This is a genomic window from Acaryochloris marina MBIC11017 (assembly GCF_000018105.1).
Classification (GTDB): Bacteria; Cyanobacteriota; Cyanobacteriia; order Thermosynechococcales; family Thermosynechococcaceae; genus Acaryochloris; species Acaryochloris marina.
In genome coordinates, this window is sequence record NC_009925.1 from 6,428,556 (window position 1) to 6,454,788 (window position 26,233).

At 46.6% G+C, this 26,233-nt stretch carries 15 protein-coding genes; 6 read left to right on the forward strand and 9 right to left on the reverse strand.

Annotated elements, in window-relative coordinates; all coding sequences use genetic code 11:
• Positions 1-395: 395 nt before the first annotated feature.
• Positions 396-1,463 carry a uroporphyrinogen decarboxylase gene (gene hemE / locus AM1_RS28565; protein ID WP_010468663.1) on the reverse strand — a complete coding sequence of 356 codons (1,068 nt, stop codon included), beginning with the start codon at positions 1,461-1,463 and terminating at the stop codon, positions 396-398.
• Between the two features lie 125 nt (positions 1,464-1,588).
• Positions 1,589-2,053: a Fur family transcriptional regulator gene (locus AM1_RS28570; protein ID WP_012166458.1), complete on the reverse strand. Its 465-nt coding sequence runs from the start codon at positions 2,051-2,053 to the stop codon at positions 1,589-1,591.
• Positions 2,054-2,287: 234 nt separating this feature from the next.
• Between AM1_RS28570 and AM1_RS28575 the strand changes: the two genes are divergently transcribed.
• On the forward strand, positions 2,288-2,773 hold the full coding sequence (locus AM1_RS28575; protein WP_012166459.1) for a CRR6 family NdhI maturation factor: 486 nt from the start codon (positions 2,288-2,290) through the stop codon (positions 2,771-2,773).
• 3 nt (positions 2,774-2,776) lie between these two features.
• Here the strand turns inward: AM1_RS28575 and AM1_RS28580 are convergent, their stop codons facing one another.
• From AM1_RS28580 to AM1_RS28600, 5 genes are all read right to left on the reverse strand, one after another.
• The gene (locus AM1_RS28580) at positions 2,777-2,986 is read right to left on the reverse strand and encodes a hypothetical protein (RefSeq protein WP_010468658.1); all 210 of its coding nucleotides are present in this window, start codon (positions 2,984-2,986) and stop codon (positions 2,777-2,779) included.
• Positions 2,987-3,034: 48 nt separating this feature from the next.
• Complete coding sequence (gene gltD, locus AM1_RS28585) at positions 3,035-4,519, reverse strand: glutamate synthase small subunit (protein WP_012166460.1); 1,485 nt, start codon at positions 4,517-4,519, stop codon at positions 3,035-3,037.
• A gap of 405 nt (positions 4,520-4,924) precedes the next feature.
• A complete protein-coding gene (locus AM1_RS28590; RefSeq protein ID WP_012166462.1) occupies positions 4,925-6,190 on the reverse strand; it encodes a hybrid sensor histidine kinase/response regulator in 1,266 nt (421 codons plus the stop codon).
• Between the two features lie 177 nt (positions 6,191-6,367).
• Positions 6,368-11,350: a PAS domain S-box protein gene (locus AM1_RS28595; RefSeq protein WP_012166463.1), complete on the reverse strand. Its 4,983-nt coding sequence runs from the start codon at positions 11,348-11,350 to the stop codon at positions 6,368-6,370.
• 143 nt (positions 11,351-11,493) lie between these two features.
• A complete protein-coding gene (locus AM1_RS28600) occupies positions 11,494-13,569 on the reverse strand; it encodes a response regulator (protein ID WP_012166464.1) in 2,076 nt (691 codons plus the stop codon).
• A 539-nt stretch (positions 13,570-14,108) separates the two neighbouring features.
• Between AM1_RS28600 and AM1_RS28605 the strand changes: the two genes are divergently transcribed.
• A complete protein-coding gene (locus AM1_RS28605) occupies positions 14,109-14,537 on the forward strand; it encodes a hypothetical protein (RefSeq protein WP_012166465.1) in 429 nt (142 codons plus the stop codon).
• 99 nt (positions 14,538-14,636) lie between these two features.
• On the opposite strand, the gene AM1_RS28610 is transcribed toward AM1_RS28605, so the two are convergent.
• Positions 14,637-15,947, reverse strand: coding sequence for an ABC transporter substrate-binding protein (locus tag AM1_RS28610; protein WP_012166466.1), 1,311 nt, complete (start codon positions 15,945-15,947; stop codon positions 14,637-14,639).
• Between the two features lie 196 nt (positions 15,948-16,143).
• Here AM1_RS28610 and AM1_RS28615 point away from each other — a divergent pair, with 196 nt between their 5' ends.
• From AM1_RS28615 to gltB, 4 genes are all read left to right on the forward strand, one after another.
• On the forward strand, positions 16,144-17,409 hold the full coding sequence (locus AM1_RS28615) for an inorganic phosphate transporter (RefSeq protein WP_012166467.1): 1,266 nt from the start codon (positions 16,144-16,146) through the stop codon (positions 17,407-17,409).
• A gap of 549 nt (positions 17,410-17,958) precedes the next feature.
• Entirely contained in the window at positions 17,959-18,765 is an 807-nt protein-coding gene (locus AM1_RS28620; protein WP_012166468.1) for an SDR family NAD(P)-dependent oxidoreductase, read from the forward strand.
• Between the two features lie 363 nt (positions 18,766-19,128).
• The gene (locus AM1_RS28625) at positions 19,129-20,949 is read left to right on the forward strand and encodes a bifunctional serine/threonine-protein kinase/formylglycine-generating enzyme family protein (protein ID WP_012166470.1); all 1,821 of its coding nucleotides are present in this window, start codon (positions 19,129-19,131) and stop codon (positions 20,947-20,949) included.
• Positions 20,950-21,146: 197 nt separating this feature from the next.
• A complete protein-coding gene (gene gltB / locus AM1_RS28630) occupies positions 21,147-25,736 on the forward strand; it encodes a glutamate synthase large subunit (protein WP_012166471.1) in 4,590 nt (1,529 codons plus the stop codon).
• A 175-nt stretch (positions 25,737-25,911) separates the two neighbouring features.
• Here the strand turns inward: gltB and AM1_RS28635 are convergent, their stop codons facing one another.
• Complete coding sequence (locus tag AM1_RS28635) at positions 25,912-26,232, reverse strand: helix-turn-helix domain-containing protein (protein WP_012166472.1); 321 nt, start codon at positions 26,230-26,232, stop codon at positions 25,912-25,914.
• Between the last annotated feature and the right edge of the window lies 1 nt (position 26,233).

Sequence of the window (26,233 nt, forward strand, 5' to 3'; positions counted from 1 at the left end):
GGGTACAAACTTAAACCCTTAATCTATGACCTCTAGGTGAAAAGGGAGCCAATCAACATCCACAGAATTTACATTAATTGTATTGAAACTTACACAATATTTGGTGATCACGTCTTGAAATTAAGTCTTCTAGAATCTTGGAGATGGAGCAATCATGTCTAGAATTTAGGGCTTGATCTGGTTATAAGCTGTTTATGTTATCTGGGGGACTTCCACAATCCAATTGCTTTCTTACAGCATGATGTGTATTCCAAAGTTAGCCCCATCAAAGGTTATTGGATGACGCAAAACTTCTATTTTTTATGAAAAAAAGAGAGCGAGAATAAGTACTTGCTCTCTTTTTATAAATGGTGAATATAAGCTCAAATGCGAGCTTTTTATAGGGAAATTAGGCTCTAGGCAGGAATTGCTAGTAATTGATCGGCTTGCTTGACCGTTTCGAAGAAAAAGGCTGCATTTTCTTCTGGTGTTGTTGGCAAAATGCCATGACCTAAATTCATGATGTGGCCTTTGTTGCCAGCTTTGCGAATTGTATCTAGGATGCGATCGCGAATGAAATCCTGGGACCCAAATAGCACGCCTGGATCCATATTCCCCTGCACATGTAGGTTCGGTCCTAAACGCTTACGGGCATCAGCCATATCGACCGTCCAGTCCACACTGATAATGTCAGCACCGGATTGCGCCATCCGCTCCAACAAACCAGCACTACCGCTTGCCAACAAAATCAAGGGCGTATCAGGATGAGTTTCTTTTACCTGACGAAACACTCGTTGCTGATAGGGAAGCGCAAAGGTCTCAAAGTCAATGGGACTCAGCTGACCGGCCCAAGAATCAAACATTTGCACCACCTGGGCACCGCAATCAATTTGGTGTCGTACGTAGGTTGCGATCGCATCCGAAATTTTCTCCAAAAAGGCATGAAGAATCGTCGGATCATCAAACGCCATGCCCTTAATAACGGAATAATGCTTGGAGCCTTTACCTTCAATGGCATAAGCTGCCAAAGTCCAGGGCGCGCCGACAAACCCTAAAACCGTCGATTGATTACCGACTTCTTGTCGCAGAGCCGTTAAAATTTGGCGAATAAACGGCAGAGACTCATCTGGCTCCAAATCATGGAGGTTATTCACCTGTTCCATGGTTCGGATCGGCTCTTCGATGATCGGCCCCTTGCCTTCTGCTACATCCATTTTGATACCGATGCCCGGCAAGGGCGTCACAATATCCGAAAAGAGAATGACACCATCTGGTTTAAAGGCACGCCAGGGTTGTAGAGAGATCTCAATTGCCACCTCAGGAATCTCAGAGCGCTCCCGAAAAGAAGGGTACTTTTCCCGTAGGTCTCGGTAGGCCTTCATATATCGACCCGCCTGTCGCATCATCCATACGGGGGGACGATCCAATACTTCCCCACGGGCAGCCCGCAAAAGACGTGGGACATCTTGGGTAGATCCAGCCATCTGTACGTTTTACTCCTAACTTAGTCAAAAACAAGGGAACCAAATTGCATCCATCGCTCAATCCGAAAGCAACTGGCACCCTACCGCTTCAATCTGCTTGCTGGATCTAGTTTAGGATTAATTGGCTACATTTTTGGATTTGAGTGGCGATAAGCAAAGAAGTCCACTCGATAATCTGAGATGGTTACGCCTGCCTGCTCTTCGATTTGAGCAATCAGCTCTGGCGGTAGCTCAACTTGAATATCAATAATTTGATCTGTATCTAGACAATTAATATGGCTGTGGGAATGGCTTAGGTTGCCATATAAGCGTCCATCTGATCGCTCTACACATTCAATAATTCCTTGTTGGGACAAAGCCTCTAAATTCTGGTAAACCGAGGTATGGCCAATCTCTTTACCCGCCTGATTCAGTCGATCATAGATTTGTCGGGCCGAAAGATGTTCTTCCGCTAGCCAAAGCAACTCCAAAATCGATCGTCGTTGTCGACTTAGCCGCATTCCCAAAGCTTGGCATTGGTCAATCGCGTCTTCTAGGGAAGTGATTGGTTTGGTGGGGGTCTCAGGCTCAACGTCCAACACTCGGTACATCCCAACACTAAACAACGGTTTCGAGCTTTAATAGGTCAAGGTAAACCTAATCTAAATTCATTAAGTTCAAACCAAGCTGAATATCACTTGTGTTTGACCGCCAGTCATACTCAACCCCAGCTCAATAGCACAGACGGAACTGAGCCGCATTGCTATTCTTCTCTATCATACCTAAACCCGAACCGATTCCGTTTTACCGACCGACCCCACCTTTATGCAAACTGAACCAGAATCATGACCGAAACGATTGCCATCAACGCTACTCATATTGATAGCCTAGACTTATCCCCCATTCGTCCCCTCCTGGAAGCTTGGCTGGCTGACGATATTTTGGCTCATGAGCAAGAACTAACCTTTCAAATTGACTACCCTCAACCGGCCGATGCCCAACAAGAATGGTCCGAGATACCGGAGGTACGTTTATGGTTTATTCGCTTAGATAGTCTCTATCCTTGGTTACCGTTACTGTTGGACTGGCGTTCGGGTGAACTGGTCCGTTATGTTGCCATGCTTGTCCCTCACCAGTTCAGTGAGCGAGAAGGTATCCTATTCAATCCCCAGGCCTTAGACATTCTGATCATGCATAAAGTTTTCACGATTACCCGTTGGCTGCGCTCTTTAGGACAGGATAGTAATGCCAAAGTTATCCAAATGGCGGAGATGTTTGGTTATGAACTGGATAACACCATTTTTGATCTGATCCAAGCCCACCCCGATTAATGGCTAGTAGCTATCCCCGTCGTTTGCAGTTTGCAGTCCGAGTTGACGATTGGCTTGGTTGAGACGTTCTGCGATCGCTTCTCGCCATTGCAAACTTACCTCGGGGTCCGCCAAAATATCTTGGGCCATCTGACGATATTGGGCGCTACTCACTTTGTCGACTTGCTCAAGTAAGTTGAGATTGTCGTAAACAGTTTGTGGAGAAGGTTTCATGTCGTGTTAATGGTTGAGGACAGTCATTCTCTAAAGCAAATATTATAGCTAAGGCAAATCCGTTTGCCCCATCAGGTAGCGATCGCATTCTCGTGCTGCACCTCTACCTTCATTAAAAGCCCACACCACCAGGCTTTGACCCCGTCGGCAATCCCCCGCTGCGAACACCCCTGGGATACTGGTCGTGTATTGCTCATACTCAGCTTTGACATTTCCCCGGGGATCGAGATCTAATTTCAACGAATCTAGAAGGGGTTGTTCCGGTCCTAAAAAGCCCATGGCCAACAGAACCAGTTGAGCTGGAATCACTTTTTCAGATCCAGGAACGTGAACCGGTGTAAAGCGGCCTTGGTCATCCTTTTCCCAAGTAACCTGAACCGTGTGCAAAGCTTTAACATGACCCTGTTCATCCCCTTCAAAGCGGGTAGTCATGGTTAGATAACCTCTTGGATCATCCCCAAAGACAGCAGCAGCCTCTTCCTGACCATAATCGAGACGATAGACCTTCGGCCATTCGGGCCAAGGGTTATTGGCAGCCCGCTCCTGGGGAGGTTTAGGCATAATTTCTAGCTGTACTAAACTCTGACAGTTATGTCGAATGGAAGTCCCTACACAATCTGTCCCCGTATCTCCGCCCCCAATTACGACGACATCTTTACCTTGGGCTGAGATCACCTGGTCATTCAGGCTAGCATCCATAACCGCCTTGGTATTGGCTGTTAGAAAGTCCATGGCAAAGTGAATCCCTTGCAAATCCCGACCTTCAATGGGGAGATCCCGGGGACGAGTCGCCCCGGTACAGAGAACAACCGCGTCAAAATCCTTTAGCAAAGAGTCGGCCGGGAGGTCTTTGCCCACTTCAGTGTTACAAACAAACTTCACCCCTTCTTCTTCTAGAAGTTGGAGACGGCGCATTACCACCTGTTCCTTCTCCAATTTCATATTGGGAATGCCGTAGGTCAGCAGCCCACCCGGTCGATCGGCCCGCTCCAGTACTGTCACCCAATGCCCTGCCTTATTGAGTTGGGCGGCAGCACAAAGTCCTGCAGGCCCTGAACCCACCACGGCAACCTTCTTACCCGTGCGTTTTTCTGGCGGTTGGGGGGTAATCCACCCCTCTTCCCAGCCTCTATCAACAATGGTCTGTTCGATATTTTTGATGGTTACGGGAGGGTTCGTTATTCCCAATACACAGGAGCCTTCACAGGGGGCTGGGCAGACTCGGCCAGTAAATTCTGGGAAATTATTGGTCTTATGGAGCCGATCAAGGGCTTCTCGCCACAGTCCTCGATAAACCAAATCATTCCACTCTGGAATCAGGTTATTGATGGGGCACCCACTAGCCATATTGCTAATGACCGTGCCTGTATGACAAAACGGTGTCCCACAATCCATACAACGGGCCCCTTGGTTTCGGAGCCTTTCTTCAGGTAAGTGCTGATGGAATTCATCCCAGTTCTTAATCCGTTCCAACGGGGGACGATCCGTTGGAATTTCGCGGACGAATTCTATAAAACCAGTCGGTTTACCCATAGTCGTATCTTTACCAATTAGTCTTGAGCCAAGTCAGCACCACAGAAATCCTAGCTTTCCCCCTTTCACTAGCGAACCAGGATGCCAAGATTCTTATTTTTTTCTCCAAACCTCTGCAAAGTCAAGAGGAGGACTTATATTCAACAACTTAATCCCTATTGTTTAAATCGAGACATAAGATCACAATTTTTCCTAGATCGCCTCTTATAAAAGGGTGTCCTAAGTCTCAAGCTGTAAGCGATTACACCAACAGAAACATGCGTTTCAAGCAAAACAGGGTGTCAGCATGAAATGAAAAGATGAAGTTAAATCGAGCAGAATCTGAAACCGCACCAGACCCAATCCATCACGGTCAACATCAGTCCCTGCTTATCATGTTGCCTTTACACTAACGATGAGAGCTTATTATTCAGCTTTAATGAGCTCTTGAGGTAAAGAAATCAGAAATTTAGTCCCTTCCCCAACCGTGCTATCCACTTTAATATTGCCGCAAAAGGACTGAGTAACGAGATTATAGACAATATGTAATCCAAGCCCTGTCCCACCGCGATCGCGAGCAGTCGTATAAAAGGGTTCGAAAATCTTGCGTTGTTTTTCCGGCGAAATACCACAACCATCATCACTATAAATAAGTTGTATTCCATCAGGTTCCTTCTGAATATCCACCTTCATCAACCCTGGTTCAGAGGGTTGATAGGCATGGATTAAAGAATTAGTGACCAGATTGGTAACGATTTGAGCAAGGAGTCCAGGGTAGCTCGTGATTACAAGCGAATCATCTCCAGTTAAAAGTAATTGATGCTTGCTATTTTTGAGCTGTGGTCGCAGGCTATTTACAACTTCTTGTAAATAAGCTTTGACATTAAATTCCCGTTGTTCCTGATGAGATTGGTCAACAGCAACAAGCTTAAAACTACGAACTAGATCTCCCGCCCGATGTAAATTGCTGAGGACCAGTTTGGAGCTGCTTTGTGCGACATGGATATAACGGCTAAGAACAGATCGTTTAACTTGTCCCTGCTCCACTGCCTTTAGAAACGTATGGGTTTCATCGGCTAAGGTTGAGGCAGCCGTGATACTGGTACCAATAGGTGTGCTGATCTCATGGGCAACACCAGCGACTAAATTCCCTAAAGCCGCCATCTTTTCGGACTCTATCAGTTGGTTCTGGGTATTTTGGAGTTGGTCGATGGTTTCAGTCAGGGTTTTTTCTGTGGAGATGCGCTGTGCAATCTCAGCTTTCAGCTGATGATTTTGAGCTTGTAAGGTTTGATTTAACGCATATATCTGAAGGTGAACCTTAACCCTTGCCAGAAGCTCATCTACATAAATTGGTTTTGTTATATAGTCAACAGCTCCGACTTCTAAGCCTTTAACTTTGTCATTGTTAGAAGTCAGGGCTGTCATAAAGATAACGGGAATTGGTTCCGTTTGTGGATTAGCCTTTAAACGTCGGCAAGTTTCATAACCATCAATATCTGGCATCAAAACATCTAAGAGAATGATATTGGGCTTAGCAAAGGCAGCCCGTTGCAAACCGCTCTCCCCCGAACGTGAGACTAAAACAGTGGCACCAAACCCTTCGAGAGCCGATAGTGCAACCCCCAGATTATTAGGATTGTCATCGATGATTAAAACGGTGTAGTTGCGAAAATCAATATCGCCAGACATTAGAGACACACCAGATAAAACAAATCATTCAAAGAAAATGGCACAGTTGAAGATGTTCGTTGTTCAGCCTTCCGTGTCTATTGGGATCAAGCACATCATCAGCCCTTTGCAAACCATCATCAAAATTTGAGTGTTAGCCCTCCAAATACCAACTTAAACAAGACAATATTATTGAAGCTACTCATGGGGTAAAAAATGTTGGAGAAACACCATGATTTTTTCATCTTCAAAATTGTGAGCTAGAGAGATTAATTGATTAGCGAAGGGCGCTAACTGTGGCTTGGAGGCTACCAGACCAGACGCCTCTCGACGTATTTGAGTCATGTTTCCAAGCATGGCAAGTTCAAACAGCCGTTGTAAACAGCCTTGATCTGGGACAACAAGTGTTGTTAAATCGCTGTCGTTGGTGGTTTGAGCCGCCGAGCTGGACGCAAAATTCCATTCCAACTGTAAATACTCAGCTAGCAGATCATATAAAGCTATATCTTCTACAGGTTTAGGAATAAAAGCATCACACCCAGCATCTTGGCTTAGTTGTTGATCTACTGCTTGCACACTAGCAGAAATCGCAAAAATAGGAATGCTTTTTAATTCAGGAATTTGCCGGATTTCCTTGATCATTGCCCAGCCATCTTTATTCGGCATGACTAAATCACTTAAAATAAGCTCTGGTTTACATTCAATCGCTTTTTCTAGACCTTGTTGTCCATCCTCCGCTAACTCTAGGAGAAAGCCTAGAGGTTCTAACATTGCCACCAAAACGGTTCGGTTGACCGCACTATCATCAACAATTAATAACCGGCGTGGGGGGCCGTCATACCCAACAATGGGACCACCGATTGTCTGAGCGGGGACAGATTGTTTCGAGAATTTGTATGGAATTGAGAACCAAAATGTAGAGCCTTTCTCTTCACAACTCTCCGCTTGAAGTGTTCCTCCCATTAATTCCACCAGTTGGCGAGATATGGATAGCCCCAGCCCTGTACCTTCAGCTCGCCGGTTCAGGTCTCCAACTTGCTCAAAAGGGTGAAAAATCTGCTCAATTTGGTCTGGAGAAATTCCGATGCCTGTATCGGTGATTGTGAACTTAAGTTTGATTTGCTGGGACGTGTGTTGCTCGATCTCTACAGATAAAGTGACTTGGCCTTGATCGGTAAACTTAATGGCATTGCTCAACAGATTCAGAAGGATTTGACGAAGACACTTCTTGTCAGACTGAATTCCTTGAGGTAGAGAGTCAGCAGGCCGATAGACAAACTGGATATTCTTTTCTTGAGCCCGCATTTGAAAGAGGTTCACAATACTCTCTAATAGGGATGGAAAATGAATATCTGAGATATTTAGCTCTAGTTTTCTGGCCTCAATTTTGGCAATATCAAGGATGTCATCAATGAGTGTTAGGAGATGTTCACCACTTTGATGAATGGTGTTTAAGGCTTGTTGATGACAGGGCAATAAATGGTGATCGCGTTTGAGAACCTGAGCGTATCCCAAAATCCCATTCAGAGGTGTTCGCAATTCGTGACTCATATTGGCGAGAAAGTCACTTTTCGCTCGATTGGCCGCATCAGCTGCTTCTTTGGCAGCTTGGAGTTCCTTCGTTCTCAGGACAACCCGATGTTCAAGCTCTTCATTGACCTGCTTCAGTGCTTGTTCAGCTTGTTTGCGGTCACTAATATCTTCGTAAGTCCCTAAAATACCAACCGTATTATCAAACGGATCTTTTAAGGGGATTTTATTGGTATCCGCCCAAACATTGCCATTTTGCTCTGTGTTGAAAATTTGCAGTACATGTAGTTCAGGAATGCCAGTGGATATTACACGCTCATCATTTTGTTGGCTAGCGGCAAGATGTTTGTGGGGCTTGGATAATGCATCATCCGTTTTGCCAATGACCTGCTCGGGAGAGTCGAGCCCCATAGATGCAGCAAAATTTTGGTTACACCCCAAGTAAATGGAATCATGGTCTTTCCAGTAGATGAGCTGGGGAATGTTGTCAATCACGAGGCGCAGCAGCTGTTGAGATTCTCGCAATTGATTTTCAGTTCGTTTGCGGTCACTGATATTCGTAGAAACTCCTCCAATGGCATACACATGGCCTTGGGGGTCTAAGACTGGAAATTTATTGGCGATATAGGTGTGACGGCTGCCATCTGCATGGGTGACTACTTCTTCTATCGTTTGAACCTGACCTGCAGCTAGAGTATTAATGTCATTTTTCCGCAATTTTTCCGCAATTTGCCGGGGAAACAAGTCGAAATCGGTCTTACCTAAGAAAGTTTGGGGATCAATATCAAATAACTCTCCCAAGACTCGATTAAAGATGAGGTATTTCCCCTCTAAATCCTTTAAGTAGATTGCAGCGGGTGAATTATCAATCACTGCTTGCAGCTGCTTTTGACTTCGCCGGAGGGCATCTTCTGAAGCTTGTCGTTCCATTTCCGCCCCGACCCGAGTTGCAAACAATTGGAGTACAAATTCCAAGTTACTGGTATCAACGGGTAAAGGCTTTGTATCAATAATCCCTAAATTTCCTATGACTTGTCCCTGGGAGTTTTTAATCAAGCAGCTAATGTAACTTTCTCCCTGGGGAGATAAGTGTCTTGAGAGAGTGGGAAATTTGGCTGATAGATCATTCGGGACACAACACCATTCATGTCGATAGGTCTCTAAACAAGGGGTGTCAGATAAGTCGAAGTCATAGGGGGTGGCAAAACTATCTCCAGTCCACATGGCCAAGACTCGGGATTGGGTCCAGGTCTCATCCTTGATCTTGGCGACAAATGCGTAGTGCACCCGAAAGATATTCGCAAGATACTGGACACAAGATTGATAAAAGTCTGAACCTGTTTTATCTGCAGTTCCTTTAACGATCGATTCAATTGCAGTTTGTTGTTGTTTGCGGCGGGAGATATCACTCAAAGTTGTAATCAAAACCGGGTTGCGTTTAAGGGCTACCTTTCTGATTCGAATCTCTACGGGAAGGGAGGCCATTGAGTCCTGGAAGTTCTTGGCAATATCTTCAAACTGGAGGCTAATTCCCTGTTCCGCTTGTTGAAAATGCTTTTGGAATAGCTGAAGTGAATCTTCAGAAACTAAATCTGTTAAATTCATCTGCAAAATCTTATCTCGCGTTAAACCATGGATATCCAATGTCCGCTGGTTTACATCTAGCAGCTGCCCTTGAAGGGTGTGAATGTATATACCGTCATAGGCTGTATTTAAGATGGTTCTTAAATCTTGTTGAGACTGTTTCAAAGCCACGGTGCGGCTTCGAACGCGTGCTTCTAGTTCTGAATTAAGCTGCTCCAGCGCTTTAATTCCTTGTAATCTTTCTAGTTCTGCCCCCGCTCTAGCCCCGAAGATCTGCAAAATGGAATATGCAAATTCTCCATCAGGAATGGGAGAAGAACTTAAGCAGCATAAGACTCCGATGGGCTTCCCTGCAGAGTCTTGCAGAATATAGCCGATGTAACTTTCTGCGTTCAGGTGAACCAAATCTGGATCTCCAGGAAAGGTCTCCTGCACCCCTCTTTCACAGCAGTAGGCACCATCCCTCAGGGTTATTTCACAGGGAGTATGTGAGATGGGGTAGAGCACATTGGGCTGCATTTTGCCATCGGAGAAGAAAGCTAGGGTGGAAAGGTCTTCTCCATCTACTTGAGACAGCATCACTTCAGACATATTGAGAGTTGAAGCGATTTCTTGGACCAAGACTTGGAAGAAATCATCTCCTGTGACTTTTGAGGTTCCATTAAATAACCCTGACAAAGCCAGCTCGGCTCGCTTGCGATCGCTGACATTTCGGATCAGAGCTAAAACTTGTCCTGGGTCAGCGGGAAGGATGCGAGCCTCATAATATTGAGTAATATTTTCTCTGAACAGAGAATACTCAAATTGGTGAATCTGTTGCGACTCTAAGACTTCCGTCAAAACCGTTAGAAATTTATTCGAGATTTCTTCAGGCAAAATTGACTGAATTTGTTTCCCCAAAAAGGCTTCAGGTTGATCAAATAGGTCATCTTGATAATGTCCTCCTTTGAAGCCCAATAATGTGCCATAGCTATTCACCCGCAGCAGCAAATCAGGGAATGTATCAAAAATGGCCTGTAATTCAGCATTGGAGCGCAGGATATCAGAGGAGTTTTCCTCCTTTTGTGCTCGACTTTGCTGTTGTTCTAAGGCAAGACCGGCGAGATCAAGTGCAATATCAAGAAATTTTTGCTCATATTCTGTTGGGACTCTGGAGGTTTTGAAATAAACTGCCATTATCCCTACGACCTGGATTTGACTATTTAAAATTGGAAAAGACCAACAGGACTGAAATCCTTGATCGATGGCGATTTGTTCTGTGGTGGTCAGAGGTGAATAGGTATTGAGTTCTGAGATCACGGGTTCCTTCGAACGAACCGCTTGACTCAGGGGGCCACCTGTATCAGAAATTTCAATCCTCTCGACGATATTGATCATCTCGGGTGGTAAATGAGGGGCAACCCCCAGACGTAAATAATGATAGGGATCAACGAACAGAACTGCCCCTCTACCCCCTAGCAGATGGCATTCAAGACTATCCATAATTGTCTCTAATACTTCTATCGTCGGGGTCCCGGTGGCAAGTTGTTTAAGAATAGTCGTCTGAGCATCTTGCCAGCTCTCAATGTAGGCCTGTTGGGTCACATCTCGACTCACCATTAGCATTTGAGCGGGTTGGGCCAAAGAGAAAGACATTTCAGCAATAAAGGCTTCTCCTCCTTGGCGTTGGGCATATGTTTCACCTTGCCAGCCCTGATTGGGCAATAATTTGGGAAGAATATCTGTTTCTATTCGCCGGGCTTCTTCTTGGGAATAGAAGACTTGCCAAGGTTGCCCTAGCAATGGCTCTGGGGTTGAATAGCCAAATAGGTTCAAATGCTGGGGATTAACGTAGGTGATACATCCGGCTTCGCATAGTGCGATCGCATCCGATGCACCGTCAAAAATAGAGTATGGATGCGCATCTAAGCTGTTTCCGACCAAAGCTGAATGAGCTGGATCTGAGAGGGCAACTTGTTGTTCTAATTGATGGCAATACTCGACTAGCTCCTGGTGCAAAGAGCCCGACTCAACCAAAACCTGAGTTAAAGTGCTGAGGAGTTGTTGATTGCCCTTTAGATTCATCATCCTTCCCCTGGCAGACCTACTCACTCCAGCATACCCTTATGACTTGAGATGCCCTCACGTCTAGAAATTTTGCTTCTCAGGCAGAAAAACTTGTAAAAAGAGAATATTGCAGCTGAACCCATAAAATTATTACTAATTTAGGGTCATTGTACTGAGGCCCCCACCAGAGGCTCAATTAACTGAATGATGATATCAAACCGAAAATTTTCTGAAAGGGACAGCAATTGTTTGCGAATTACCTCATGTTCTGTTGGTAATTCGGCTAACAGGTTGGCGGTGCGATTAGGGTCAAGACTTAAAGCTGCATCATAAAGATACTGAAGTTGGTCACTCTCAATGAACTCTAACTGTTCTGAAGTCAGGGGAGACAACGTTTCAGGCTTTGGAGGACCCTCACCATCGTAGAGATATTCAACCCCTAAATGTAGAGCCAGTTTCTCAAAGATCTCGGATTCTTGAAACGGTTTACGGACAAAGTCATCAAAGCCTAAGGCCAACGCTTTTTCTTTATCTTCTTCAAAGGCAAAGGCTGTGAGTGCAACAATCACTGGAGCGGGTGCGGAATGATTTGCTTTAATCTGCTCCGTCGTCTCATAGCCATCCTGCCCTTCCATACGAATATCCATCCAAATTAGATGAGGATGCCAATCTAGCCACTTCGAAACAGCGGCCTCTCCACTATAGACAGCCTGAACTTCAAATCCCACCATACTCAGCAGCTTAGTCAGGAAACTACAGTTATCGGGTTGATCATCCACAATTAAAATTCGATAGACTGGCTGATTAGGAGCCAGACCTGTTACCTTCGCTTTTTCGACTAAGGATGTCTTTCCGCAAGCCTGAGCCCGCTCCACGGGCACTGAAAATTTAAAGCAACTGCCAGCACCTAGGGAACTGGAAACAGACAAATTCCCCCCCATCAAAGATACAAATTGATGGCTAATTGCCAACCCCAAGCCTGTCCCTTCGTCCACGACGCTTCGGGCCTGTTCTCCTTGAATAAAAGGGTGAAAAATATTCTCTAACTCGCTCACTGAGATGCCAGGACCAGAATCTCGAACTTCGAAATTTAGCCAGTAGTGAGGAGTGAGGGGAAGATGAAGCTCCTCATTTAGCTTCGACACGACAGTGGTTTGATGAATTCGAAAGGTGATATGCCCTTGCTCAGTAAACTTAATGGCATTGCTCAACAAATTCATTAGAACTTGGCGAAGCTTTCCTTCATCGGTGCGTACATAATGGGGCAAGTCTGATCCCCATTCCAACTGATAATCCAGACCTTTATGTTGAGCTTTGGTCGTCCAAATATCTTTTAGTGTTTTCAGTAATTCATGAAAATTAAATGTATCAATGTTTAGAACCACCTGTCCTGAGTCAATGCGGGATAAATCCAAAACGTCATTAATCAGTGCCAATAAGTGTTTGCCACAGCGATTAATGGTTTCTAATTCTTTGGTAAAGGACTGGAGCTGAGGTTCTCGGGCTAACAATTGGGTATAGCCCAACACTGCATTCAGAGGGGTCCGCAACTCATGGCTCATATTCCCCAAGAAAACGCTTTTGGCCTGATTTGCTTTGACCGCCTGCTGCTTAGCAATCGTTAAAGCCTGGTTTTGAGCAATCAGTTCTTGCTGTTGTCGTTCAATTTGTTGGTTCGCAACGATTTGTTGACTGTAGAGAGTATCCAACTCTTTGTTTGTTGCATCTAAAGTCACTAAATCTCGATAGGAGCGCAAGGTTGTAATTACGGTTGTGAGTAACCGCTGTCGCGTGAGATCGATTTTTAAACGGTAGTCATTGATATCATAATCCCTGATGACATCTAGTTCAGGCGCTTCACCGGGTTGCCCTGTCCTCAAAATAATTCGGATAATCTGATTATTTAAAGTCTTGCGAACATACTTCACCAGCTCTAGACCTGCTTGGCTGGTTTCCATCACAACATCCAGGAGTAGCAAAGCAATATCAGGATGGTCGTGCAAAACTGTTTTTGCCTCAGCCCCTGAATATGCAGACAGCAAATTCAACGGTCTATATTCAAATTCAAAGGAACCGCAAGCAAGAATAGTTGCTTCATGAACCTCTGGATCATCATCAACAATCAGGACTTTCCACGCAGGCAAAATAGAAGCATTGGCTTGTTCGATGCATTCACTCGGGTCGTCTTCAATTACAAAGATAGGTGCATCAGGCATGAGGCTATCATCTGGATTGTACATTTCCCTGAACCAATCACCTGCACGTTAGTTGGACCATATAGCACCAACACTCTCATGGAAATAAAATAAGACAGATTAGAAGTAGCTTTAGCTGAGAAAGAAAGTTGTTAAACTCACTTGGGGCGAATCTATTATTCCCAATATCTATCTGATTCTACCGTAATCACAAAAAAGGTTATGTTTAACACCAAATAGGGCGCAAAGCGTTAACTTTATCAACAATTCAACCTTCATCTATCAGGGCTGTGCATTTAGCTTATTTTTTATCCGTCAAACTATACATTGATGGAGAAAATAATTGATCAATCTAGTCTGTCTACTACGTCATAATAGGGTGTGATTTTAATCCCATTCATGTCTTATTTGTGTGAGTAATGCAATGAACCCTGTAATGAGTGCGTTCATAATGGTTTGAGTCACCAGGATGGCTCATTTGATGCGTTTGATACTTACCTCAACTCGAAGTGACTGAAACGTACACTTTGGCTGAATAATGGGCATCCTAAGTAAGGAAGATAAGTCACAGGGCAATATTCGGTATGTTGCTAATTGATCAGGTAGACCTGGAAGCAAGAGGAATTACATGCCAAGGGGTTACCGAATTTGTTTTTTTAGATAAATGTTTTCAGAAGGGACAAACCTTTGAAAACTCCCAGCGGGAAAGGGCAATTGCTTCCTGTCGTCAAATGCTGGACGATGGTTTGATGAGCTTAATTGTAAATTATCAAAGCCATTTCACAATTTGGGTGGAATCTGAGCAGTCGTCATCTCCCCGTACATCTTCATCGGCCACGCAGCCCTCCCATCCGAATGAGGCAGAAACCAATTCAGCAGATTGGAGTTACAAGCAAATCATGACCAAGCTCAATGAGCCGATTAACATGAAAACGGTCATGGCTAAATTGAATGAGCCCATCAGCTTCAAGTCAATTTTTTCTAAAGCTGAAAAAAAACAATCTTCGGATTAAATTATTAGACTAGGCAATTATAGGGACAACACCATAGTGACAAAAGATTTGATCTTCTATCACTATGGCTGAAAAAAACGGTTAGATTATCAGGATTGATTATTCAGACGGTTGTACCTGGCCGATGACATTGAGTTTGCCATCCTCTTTAACGGTCCAAACATCATAGACCCCTAAGACATCTCCATTTTCATCAATATCGACGTTGCCACTAGCTCCTTGATAGTTGATCTCTTCGCCTTTCTCTAGGAGTTTTAAGGCTTCACAAACATCAGTCGTTTCAGTTCCAGGGCCGTTAGCAACATCACGAAGCTTGGCTGCGATCGCATCTCCAGAATTGGACTTGGCAGCTTGGGAAGCTAGTAATACTAAGGCAGTGGCATCCCAGCTCTGAGGAACATAGGCCGGGGGCGCTTCATTCTTTTTAGACTTCCATAGCTCTGTCAAGGATTCTAGGGCTGTTCCATTGGCGCCAGGGACTGTACCAATGGCCTTGGTAATAATAAATTTGCCATCACTGGTTTTACCGACTTGACCGGCAAATTCATCAGATTTAACGCCGTCTGTGAGCATCACCTGTACCCCTTCCATCAATCCTTGTTCATAGGCTGACTTTAAGAGAAGCGCTCCAGTTTCTGGATAGAGAATGGCTACCACAGCATCGGGTTTATTGGCAAAAGCTGCGGCTGCTTCTGTATCGAAGGTGGTTGCTTTGGGATCGTAACGGGTCGGTTTGGCTTCATTGAGAATCGTCCCCCCTAGCTTTTTGAAAGATTTGATAAATTCTTGTTCAAAGCTGACGCCATAGTCGTTATTGATAGCGACGGTAGAAACTTTCTGAAATCCTCTTTCCTGGGCCAACTTTGCTAGGGCTCGGGCTTGGTAAGTATCTGGTGGAGCCGTTCTTGCCCAATATTGGGTTTCACCGGACTTGAAATCGCCTTTCTGGGCACGATCCGTAAATTCTGTGCTGGTACTACCAGGAGAGATGAGCAGAACCTTGTTGCGAACCGCCACATCAACCGCTGCTTGGGAGACGCTACTAGCAAAGGACCCGACCACCGCAGATACTTTCTTCACTTCTACCAGGTTAGTCATGGCTTGACTGCCCTTAGTCGGATCGGTTTCATCATCTTCAGACGTCAGCTCAACGGGCTTGCCGTTCACTCCACCACAGGCATTTACGGTTTCCACCAGCAGAGGTACCGTATCAATCATCGGTACACCTAATGGTGCCAAGTCTCCTGTTGAGGGTAAGAGGGAGCCGATTTTTAAGCCCTCACCTTCTCCTGAGCCAGGGGAATTCCCTCCGACTTGACAGGCGCTTAACAATAAAACAGAGGCTAAAGCGGTAAACCGACGCAGTTGGCGAGGGTTTAGGGCTTGAAACAGTGCTTTTGGGTTATTCATGATGTATTCTTTTGATCCTCACCCGGTAGAGTCTTTCCGTTATCAATCGAATGGTATATCGCTGATGACGTTAAGTCTAAATTAAATCAGCAAATTCAATGAATTTGGGTAAAAGGGAATGATGTCTTAGGAGATAATGAATCACCTAGGCTTCTGATTCTTCGAGCATCCCCAAGCATCTTCTATCGGCTGGGCAATGGTTTTTATTCTTTTTGTCAGTGGACTAGCGTTTTATTTAGCCTGGAATTTAGGGGCCAATGATGTCGCGAATGCCATGGGGACATCGGTGGGTTCCAAAGCGGTTACCCTACGACAGGCTCTGGTGATTGCTGGGATACTTGAATTTACAGGGGCCGTTGTGTTTGGCCGCCAAGTCATTCAAACTCTGACCCGTGGGGTGGTAGATGCCCAAGCCTTCGCTAACATGCCTCAAACCTTGAGTTTAGGCATGATGTCGGTGTTGATGACCTGTGGCCTATGGCTACAGATCGCCACTTGGCGAGGCTGGCCTGTGGCCTCTTCCCATGCCACCATTGGGGCGCTAGCAGGATTCAGTCTCGTGGCTCTGGGGACATCGGCGGTGCAGTGGTCCATGTTGGGGATTATTTCTTTATCTTGGCTACTAACACCTGTTACCAGTGGAGGGATAGCAGCCTTAATTTACCACCTTATCGCCCAAGGAATTCTGAAGTCTCCAGATCCCGTTTCCCGCCTGAATGAATGGATTCCCTGGTTGAGTGCGGGCCTGGTCAGTATTTTTGGTGTGATTGTACTGCCTCAAGTCACCCATCCCCTTTACCAAGTGCTGCAAGCGCGTTGGCACTGGCAACTACCTGAGCAAGATCTTGCGATCGCAGTGGGTCTCACGGCAATTTTGACGTTAACGACCTGGAGTTGGCAGAAACTCGATCGGTCTTCTGATGCCGTTAGCCTAGAAACTGACGCCACCGCAGTCGAAAACCAATTAGCACTCTTTCAAGTCTGTAGTGCCTGTTTTGTCGCCTTTGCCCATGGCTCTAATGATGTCGGCAACGCAGTGGCTCCTCTGGTCGTCATCACAGCTATTTTTTCGACTCAAGCAATCCCCACTGCAGGCGCAGCGGCTCCCCTGTGGATCATGATCTTAGGTGGACTAGGGATTGTGGTGGGATTAGCGGTTTCAGGGAAAAAAGTAATGACCACCATTGGCGAAGACATTATTCCCCTGCAGCCTAGCAGTGGGTTTTGTGCTGAATTGGCCGCAGCCACGACAATTCTTCTCGCGTCTCGATGGGGACTACCTGTCTCTACGACCCATGCTTTAGTCGGTGGCGTGATGGGTATCGGCTTATCGCAACGGGGACAGACGATTCAGTGGGCTACCCTGAGGCAAATTGCTGGGGCTTGGGGCCTTACGTTACCGATTTGTATGGGTCTAGGCGCACTTTTGTTCTCTGGACTACAGTTCCTCACCGGATTGTAGCCGGCATGTGGTCCTCAGAAATGGATGAGAGGTCTCCTCTGTTCTCAGATTTAGGGTGGGGCAATCTTCTTCTGGATCTGGACCGGAGTGTTAGCAGCCGCTGCTCTTTAGGAAGACGTTCCAATCGGATTGAATCTGAGAAATATATGTACTTATATTGCTGTGATAAGAATATTATAAAAATTATTGCAGATAGTTGATTTAATTGTTAGCTTATGCATGTAATAAAAAGCACCTCATGCTGAATATGCTGTCCACCATAAAAAGACTGCAAAATGTAGTGTTCAGCACAAACTTAATTGTGTTGTGCTCGTCTCAACCTTGAGGAGTCGATTGGATGCTTCAAGGAATAAGGACCATTAGTTTTGCAACTTTGTAACTATTTTTCTCAGAAAAGATTTTAATTTTTTCTCCCTCGCTTTTCGAGGTCTATTAGCAAGTTTTTATCTCAAGTCATTCACTCACCTATCCTGTGGAGCGCTTAAGGATAGGATTGCAGTGGATGGACGAAACGACCCATTTGTTAACCATTGTGTCGGGAGGTATCCCATGAAAATACAAGGAAAAACGGCACTGATTACAGGTGCATCCCGAGGGATTGGCCGTGCGATCGCAAAAGAATTAGCCCAGCAAGGAATGGATAAAGTTATCCTTGTGGCACGCAATCAGGCCCGCTTACAGGAAGTCGCCACAGAAATAGAAGCTATCGGTACCCAAGCAGTTGTTCTTCCTTTGGATCTAACTCAGACGGTAGAGGTGAATATCGCCATCGCCCAGACCTGGAAGCAGCATGGCCCCATCCACTTGCTTGTGAATTGTGCTGGGGTGGCCCATCAAGCCCCCTTTCTACAAACTAAGCTCCCCAAAGTTCAGGAAGAGCTGTCTCTCAATCTCATGGGCATTTACAGCATGACTCAGGTCTTGGCGCGACGAATGGCCAGTAAAAAAGAAGGACGAATCGTGAACGTCTCCAGTCTGATGGGCAAAATAGGAGCCCCAACCATGGCCACCTACTCCGCCACCAAATTCGCAATTTTGGGCTTTACCCAGGCGCTGCGTACGGAGTTGGCTGCTCACAATATTAAAGTCACAGCTCTCTTGCCTTCTCTCACAGAAACAGATATGACTCGCAATACCCAGCGGTTTCGCTGGGTCGCAGCCATGACCCCCGAGAAAGTGGCTAAGGTTTTAGTCAACAGTCTGGCAAAGGAATCCCCAGAAATTCTGGTGGGATGGCAAAGCCACCTAGCCGTCTTGGGTAACCGTTTTGCCCCTAGGTTTTTGGAGTGGTGGCTGCAACTCACTGCGCCTCGGTCTGAGCAGCCTAAGAAATCCATCTGGAGTCGAGGTTATTAATTTTTGGAGCCAGTGGGAAATGATATCGTTCCCCACTGGCAAATTGCTGAAGCCTATGGTCCCTCAGGGGGCATCTATCAAAAATCCAGTCTTTATTACAAGCAATTCTCAAGAAGTTGAAGTAAAAGATCGTATTGACTGAACTGTCCCTTGCTCACTTGAAGAACCTAGCTTAAAAGGTTCAAATCAGCCCAAATATCTCAATATTGACATGGGTCAATATCAGAGGGTGAAACCCTATTGGGGATGTTCAGTAATCAAATCCCTATAATTCATAATTCGAATTGTAATTTTACGAACATATATAAATCAGCAACCCTCGGTATTCTGATAATCGTGGGAAGTTTCTATGGTCCAAGTTGGATGGTCAATTGTCTGAATCCAGATTGCCAGAAACCCGTCAACCCCGATCTTGATCAACAGTGCCAATGTTGTGGGAGATCTCCTAATTTACTGCGACATCGATATAAGATCCTTAAACCCATCGGCCAGGGAGGATTTGGGAAAACCTATTTAGCTGAAGATATTGATAACTTCCATGAGCTTTGTGTGGTCAAGCAGTTGATTTGCCCGACTCAAGATCAACAAATAGAAAAGAAACTACAGCTTTTTTTGAGGGAAGCCCAGCAGCTTCAGAAACTCAAGCAGAACCCGCAAGTTCCAAGCCTCCTGGCTTATTTTGAAGACAATCAACATCCCTATTTAGTTCAAGAATTCGTGGATGGTCAAAATCTGCAGGAGGAACTTGAGCAAAACGGTATTTTCAATGAAGATAAAATCCGACTTGTACTGCTAGATTTACTCCCGATTCTGCAGGACATTCATGAGCAAAATATCGTCCATCGAGATCTTAAACCCGTCAACATCATGCGACGGTTTGCCGATCAACATTTAGTTCTGATCGACTTCGGTATTGCCAAACAAGATAGTTTTTCAAAAATGATGCAATCGGGAACTATCTTAGGTACCGAGGGATTTGCTCCGCTGGAGCAATTTATTGATGGTAAAGTTTGCCCTGCTAGTGACCTTTTTAGCCTAGGGGTTTGTTGTTTTAATCTACTCACAGGCATTTACCCCGATCATCTCAAACATCTCCAAGGGTATGCCTGGGTGAATGAATGGCAAAAACATTTACCTCAGCCGATCAGTCAAGATTTAGCCGCCATTATTGATAAATTGTTGCGTATCAAAATATGCGATCGCTTCACCTCTGCCGATGAGGTTCTAGCCGCCCTAGCCCCAGGCTCACTCAAATACGGAAATAATGATTTAACCTTACCCACAACTAACTGGCCCACAGCCATTTCTACCCACATCTCCTCCCATTACAGGCAAAGTAGTGTGTCTCTTCCCTCTACCGCCTTAGAGCCCTTTAGTTATGAAGGGCTGGAAGTGGATCCACAGGGGAAATTTATGACTCGCACCCAATATCTGGGTCAGCGGTTCTTGGAAGATTTAGGCAATGACTTCATCGAAATGGTTGCAATTCCAGCAGGGCAGTTTTGGATGGGATCTGCAGACCATGATCCCCAACGATACGGTGATGAAGGTCCGCAGCATAGGGTTTCGATTGCCCCGTTTTACCTGGGTAGGGTGTTGATCACCCAAGCCCAATGGCAACAAATTATGGGAAATAACCCATCTTCGTTTCAGGACCCTAAACGTCCCGTAGAACAAGTGTCTTGGATAGACGTGGTGGAATTTTGCCAGCGTCTTTCCCATCGCACTGGGCGACCCTATCGATTACCCAGTGAAGCTGAATGGGAATATGCTTGTCGGGCCGGGACAACCACGCCTTTTCAATTTGGAGCCAGCATCACCTCCGATCTCGCCAATTTTGATAGCAATCAAGCCCATGATTCTGGTCCTCAGGGACAATATCGAAAACAGACAACGGAAGTGGGATGTTTCCCCGCCAATGCGTTTGGCCTCTATGACATGGCGGGCAATTTGTGGGAATGGTGTCAAGATACCTGGCACAGCAGCTATCAAAATGCCCCGAATAATGGCAGTGCTTGGGAGGAAGACGATAGTTCCTATCGGGTTCTGCGGGGTGGTGCTTGGATCTATTCTGCCCGGTACTGTCGATCCGCTGCTCGATACTATGTCTCCCAAGACTGCAGCAATTTCTATATTGGCTTTCGAATTGCCCTGTCGACCCTAGCCTCTGAAGGAGTGGTCTAGATAGCCATCCCACTAAACATTAGTGGATTTGATTTCCTTGAATTTGCATTAAAACCTACGGTTAATTTAGTTTCTTCGTAGGAGAATTTAGATTGACTAGAGTTAAAGCTTATAATGCTGGTCTCAGGATTCTTTACCCTTAGGCTGTGGATAAGCGGCCTAGTCCAGTTACAGTTCGAACCTTCAGATCACCCAATATGAACAGCAATACCACTCCTGCCCAGCAAGGTCTCTACGATCCACAATTTGAGCATGATGCCTGTGGGTTGGGGTTTGTCGTTCATCAGTTGGGTCAAAAATCCCATGACATTATTGAACAGGCCCTGACAATTTTGGTGAATCTGGATCACCGGGGGGCCTGTGGTTGTGAAACTAATACGGGCGATGGTGCGGGTCTACTGATGCAGATCCCCCATGGTTTTTTCCAGAAAGAAGCAGCCCGATTGGGGTTTGAACTTCCCAAACCCGGACAGTATGGGGTCGGGATGATCTATGCATCCCCTGATGCCCAAGAGCGGCAAGCCAGTCGCCGCGCCTTTGAACAGGTCGCAACCCAAGAAGGCCACAAGGTTCTGGGTTGGCGAGACGTACCTACCGATAATTCCTCCTTGGGTAACACGGCCAAGGCCAGCGAACCCTTTATGGAGCAGGTCTTTATCCAGTGCAGTCCTGATGTGAAGGATGATATGGCCTTTGAGCGCAAACTATATGTGCTGCGCAAGTTGTCCCACAACGCCATTCGCCCCACAGGTATAGATGGACATTGGTATATCTCCAGTATGTCCTCCCGCACCATCGTCTATAAGGGCATGTTGATGCCCATCCAGGTGGGCCAATATTACCCCGACCTCCATGATCCTGATATGGAATCAGCTTTGGGATTAGTACACTCACGATTTAGCACCAATACCTTTCCAAGTTGGGATCGGGCTCACCCCTATCGCTACATTGCCCACAATGGTGAAATCAATACGATGCGGGGCAATATCAACTGGATGCTGGCTCGCCAGTCCATGTTTGAGTCGGAGCTATTTGGCGAAGATATGGCCAAAGTCCAGCCCGTGATTAACGTGGACGGCAGTGACTCCACCATTTTCGATAACACGTTAGAGATGCTGTTTTTGGCGGGACGCTCCCTTCCCCATGCCGCCATGATGATGATTCCCGAACCTTGGACGGCCCATGAGTCCATGAGTGCGGAGAAAAAAGCTTTTTATAAGTACCATTCCTGCTTGATGGAACCCTGGGATGGTCCAGCATCAATTTCCTTTACGGATGGCACCATGATTGGGGCGGTTCTGGATCGGAATGGCTTGCGGCCCTCCCGCTATTACGTCACCAAAGATAACTTGGTGATTATGGCTTCAGAAGCTGGAGTGCTGCCCATTGAACCAGAGCGAGTGGCGAAGAAAGGTCGTCTCACCCCTGGGCGGATGTTTGTGGTGGATATGAAGGAAGGCCGGATTATTTCTGACCAGGAACTGAAAGACCAGATTATTTCTGAACATCCTTATCAGGACTGGCTGGATCAACAGATGGTGAGTGTTGAACAGCTCCCTGCAGCAGACGCTGCTCCCGAATATGATGCCAAGACCGTGCTGCAGCGGCAGATGGCCTTTGGCTACACCTTTGAAGAACTGCGAATGCTGATTGCCCCGATGGCCAATAACGGGGTAGAGGCGATTGGGGCCATGGGGACGGATACCCCCCTAGCGGTGCTTTCTAATAAGCCAAAGCTGCTGTACAACTACTTCCAGCAACTGTTTGCTCAGGTGACTAATCCCCCAATTGACTCGATTCGGGAAGCGATTATTACCTCACCTGAAACCACGATTGGTTCCGAACGTAATTTACTGAAGCCAGAGCCAGAAAGCTGTCATCTTCTGGAGCTAAAAACGCCTCTTCTGACTAATGCGGAGCTGGCCAAAATTAAGGCTCTCAACGGTGATCCGTTTAAGTCAGTAACCTTGCCGATTTTGTTTGATCCCAATGCTGGGGTGCAGGGCTTAGAAGCAGCCATGATGAGCATTTGTCAGCAGGCGGATGATGAGATCGCATCCGGTGCAAGTCTGATTGTACTTAGCGATCGCAACTTGGATCATGACCATGCCCCTATCCCTGCCTTATTGGCTGTCTCTGGACTGCATCACCATTTAATTAGGGAAGGAACCCGAACTCGGGTGGGTCTGGTATTGGAATCCGGTGAACCCCGAGAAGTTCATCATTATGCGGTTCTGATTGGCTATGGCTGCGGTGCCATCAATCCCTATGTCGCCTTTGAAACCATTCACGACATGATTCACCAGGGGCTGATGGTGGACATTGATCCAAAAACGGCCTGTAAGAATTACATCAAGGCCGCCACTAAGGGCGTGATTAAAGTAGCCTCCAAGATCGGAATTTCCACCATTCAGAGCTATCGCGGCGCTCAAATATTTGAAGCCATTGGCCTGAATAAATCAGTAGTGGATAAATACTTTAGCTGGACGGCCTCTCGGATTGAGGGGGCAGATCTAGAAGTCCTAGCAGAAGAAGCGATTCAGCGCCATCGCCATGCCTTCCCTGAGCGGGATGTGGAAGTCCATACTTTGGATGTGGGGGGTGAATACCAGTGGCGAAAAGAAGGGGAAGCCCATTTATTTAGCCCTCAGGTGATTCATACCCTGCAGCAAGCTACCCGTGCCGGAGACTTTGACCTGTTTAAGAAATACTCAGCCTTGGTAAATGAGCAAAATGAACAGCTGTTTACCCTGCGCGGTCTGCTGGAATTTAAAGATCGACAGCCCATTCCCATTGAGGAAGTGGAACCCGTCGAAGAAATTACCCGACGGTTTAAGACCGGGGCCATGAGCTATGGCTCCATTTCCAAAGAAGCCCATGAGTCCTTAGCCATTGCCATGAACCGTGTGGGCGGTAAGTCCAATACTGGAGAAGGCGGTGAAGATCCAGAACGCTTTACCTGGACAAATGACCAGGGCGACTCCAAAAACAGCGCCATTAAACAGGTGGCCTCCGGTCGCTTTGGCGTTACCAGCCTCTACCTATCCCAGGCCAAAGAAATTCAAATCAAAATGGCCCAGGGGGCTAAGCCGGGAGAAGGTGGTCAGCTCCCCGGACGTAAGGTCTATCCTTGGATTGCTAAGGTGCGTCACTCTACTCCGGGCGTGGGCCTCATTTCTCCGCCGCCCCACCACGATATCTACTCCATTGAAGACTTGGCAGAGCTGATTCACGATCTTAAAAACGCCAATCGGAGTGCTCGAATTAACGTCAAGCTCGTCTCAGAAGTAGGCGTGGGTACCATCGCCGCTGGAGTCGCCAAAGCCCATGCGGACGTGGTGCTTGTCTCTGGTTTTGACGGGGGTACGGGAGCCTCCCCTCAAACCTCCATCAAGCATGCGGGTTTACCCTGGGAGCTGGGGATTGCCGAGACCCATCAAACTTTAGTGCTCAATAATCTGCGCAGCCGGATCGTCGTGGAAACGGATGGTCAGCTAAAGACAGGCCGGGATATTGTGATTGCGGCTCTCTTGGGAGCCGAAGAATTTGGTTTCTCCACTGCGCCCCTGGTCAGCCTAGGCTGCATTATGATGCGCGTTTGCCACCTCAACACTTGCCCCGTGGGCGTCGCTACCCAAGACCCACAGCTGCGGGAGAAATTCAACGGCGACCCTGCCTACACCGTCAACTTTATGAAGTTTATTGCCCAGGAAGTCCGGGAGCTAATGGCCCAATTGGGCTTCCGAACCCTGAATGAGATGGTGGGCCGTTCGGATGTCTTAGAACCGCGCCGGGCCATTAATCACTGGAAAGCCAAGGGGTTGGACTTCTCTAAAATTCTCTATCAGCCAGATGTTCCTGACGATATCGGTCGGTACTGTCAGATTCCCCAAGATCATGGCCTAGAAAAGTCCCTGGATATGACCACCTTGCTGGATTTGTGCCAGCCTGCCATTGAGAAAGGTGAGAAAGTCAAAGCTACCTTGCCCATACAAAACATTAACCGGGCGGTGGGGACCATTCTCGGCAACGAAATCACCAAGCGCCATTGGGAAGGACTGTCTGAGAACACAGTTCACCTGCATTTTCAGGGCAGTGCAGGACAAAGCTTTGGCGCCTTTGTACCCCCCGGTGTCACCCTGGAGCTTGAAGGCGACGCCAATGACTACTTTGGCAAAGGCCTTAGTGGTGGCAAGATTATGCTTTATCCACCTAAGGAATCAACGTTTGTTGCTGAAGAAAATATTATCGTTGGCAATGTAGCCTTTTATGGGGCCACCAGCGGTGAAGCCTATATTCGCGGCATTGCGGGAGAGCGATTCTGTGTCAGGAATTCCGGGGTGCGAGCAGTTGTTGAGGCCGTTGGCGACCATGCCTGTGAATATATGACGGGCGGCCAAGCCGTGATCCTAGGGCCTACAGGTCGTAACTTTGCTGCTGGTATGAGTGGTGGGGTGGCCTACGTTCTAGATGAGGCTGGAGATTTTGCCACCCGATGCAATACGGAAATGGTGGGTCTAGAGTCCCTGGAGGATCCTGAAGATATCAAGGATCTGAAGGAGGTGATTCAGCGCCATGTGGACTATACCCAGAGCGAAAAGGGAGCTAGAGTTCTCGCAGATTGGGAGGCCATGGTGCCTAAGTTCGTGAAGGTGATGCCCCGAGATTATAAGCGAGTATTGCAGGCGATACAGAATGCGATCGAGGATGGCTTGAGCGGAGATGATGCCTTGTCAGCAGCATTTGAGCAAAATGCTAAAGATGTCGCTCGAATTGGAGGAAGTTAGCCAGTATTAAATAGAACCTTCTAGCAATGCTCATTTTAACTCCTGCCGTAAGATTACAGATATTGCTGATATAGATTACGAGAACATGAGTCATGCGTGTTCTCAACTGGATGTGGGGATGTAGCCCTCACAAAAGAGACTGCAATGCGATAGGCCCATTCAAACCGCTCAAACCTCATCTTGATCTTGAGGAGGTTAGAGGTACAAAGTTAATCGATAGTCGTTGATTGAGCGCTGTCGCAATCCGATTCAGCATTGCCAGGGAATGCCCCTCATAATCTGCATCCTCTAATCGACAAATTACAGATGCCTGCGTATCCACCAACGTAGCCAACTGTCGCTGCGTAAGATTCGCAGCTTCCCTCAACTCCCGAATCTTACGAGCCACATCATCATTCATCCGTGCGGCCTCTAGTTCGGCAATCCGCTCTGGCCGACCTTCGTATATGTCTTGATGTAAAATTTCTAACGCATTAGATATTTTCTTTTCAGGCATA

Excerpts from the sequence above, each read along its gene's own strand:
- hemE (WP_010468663.1), bottom strand. The coding sequence starts at position 1,463 with ATGGCTGGATCTACCCAAGATGTCCCACGTCTTTTGCGGGCTGCCCGT.
- AM1_RS28570 (WP_012166458.1), bottom strand. The coding sequence starts at position 2,053 with ATGTACCGAGTGTTGGACGTTGAGCCTGAGACCCCCACCAAACCAATC.
- AM1_RS28575 (WP_012166459.1), top strand. The coding sequence starts at position 2,288 with ATGACCGAAACGATTGCCATCAACGCTACTCATATTGATAGCCTAGAC.
- AM1_RS28580 (WP_010468658.1), bottom strand. The coding sequence starts at position 2,986 with ATGAAACCTTCTCCACAAACTGTTTACGACAATCTCAACTTACTTGAG.
- gltD (WP_012166460.1), bottom strand. The coding sequence starts at position 4,519 with ATGGGTAAACCGACTGGTTTTATAGAATTCGTCCGCGAAATTCCAACG.
- AM1_RS28590 (WP_012166462.1), bottom strand. The coding sequence starts at position 6,190 with ATGTCTGGCGATATTGATTTTCGCAACTACACCGTTTTAATCATCGAT.
- AM1_RS28595 (WP_012166463.1), bottom strand. The coding sequence starts at position 11,350 with ATGATGAATCTAAAGGGCAATCAACAACTCCTCAGCACTTTAACTCAG.
- AM1_RS28600 (WP_012166464.1), bottom strand. The coding sequence starts at position 13,569 with ATGTACAATCCAGATGATAGCCTCATGCCTGATGCACCTATCTTTGTA.
- AM1_RS28605 (WP_012166465.1), top strand. The coding sequence starts at position 14,109 with ATGTTGCTAATTGATCAGGTAGACCTGGAAGCAAGAGGAATTACATGC.
- AM1_RS28610 (WP_012166466.1), bottom strand. The coding sequence starts at position 15,947 with ATGAATAACCCAAAAGCACTGTTTCAAGCCCTAAACCCTCGCCAACTG.
- AM1_RS28615 (WP_012166467.1), top strand. The coding sequence starts at position 16,144 with ATGGTTTTTATTCTTTTTGTCAGTGGACTAGCGTTTTATTTAGCCTGG.
- AM1_RS28620 (WP_012166468.1), top strand. The coding sequence starts at position 17,959 with ATGAAAATACAAGGAAAAACGGCACTGATTACAGGTGCATCCCGAGGG.
- AM1_RS28625 (WP_012166470.1), top strand. The coding sequence starts at position 19,129 with ATGGTCAATTGTCTGAATCCAGATTGCCAGAAACCCGTCAACCCCGAT.
- gltB (WP_012166471.1), top strand. The coding sequence starts at position 21,147 with ATGAACAGCAATACCACTCCTGCCCAGCAAGGTCTCTACGATCCACAA.
- AM1_RS28635 (WP_012166472.1), bottom strand. The coding sequence starts at position 26,232 with ATGCCTGAAAAGAAAATATCTAATGCGTTAGAAATTTTACATCAAGAC.